The organism is Pseudoalteromonas sp. S3260 (assembly GCF_005886925.1).
Classification (GTDB): Bacteria; Pseudomonadota; Gammaproteobacteria; order Enterobacterales; family Alteromonadaceae; genus Pseudoalteromonas; species Pseudoalteromonas tetraodonis.
Genome location: NZ_PNCV01000336.1, coordinates 1 through 224 on the forward strand (window position 1 = coordinate 1; position 224 = coordinate 224).

1 pseudogene is annotated in these 224 nt (G+C 42.0%); it reads right to left on the reverse strand.

Annotation, left to right across the window (positions count from 1 at the left end):
* Positions 1–224 (reverse strand): annotated as a pseudogene (locus tag CWC14_RS18705) (4-hydroxyphenylpyruvate dioxygenase); the annotation flags it as partial.

A 224-nucleotide genomic window follows, 5' to 3' on the forward strand; every position in this document is an offset into this window, starting at 1 on the left:
GAAGATAGGGCCAAATAAGTTCTTGGTGAAAATTTGTAGTAAGTAGCAGTTTTCTTTTTGGCTATCGACCAAAATTTGATGCTGCTTGATTTTCTCGCGGTCCTCTTTGACCCAAGGCACCCGGTCAAAAATAGTGTCGTAGTAATGCTCGACAATGTCCAAGGTGGCGATATTGCTCTTATCTAGCTTATCCAAAGAGCCGACTAGGTCATCAGTTAAGAAAG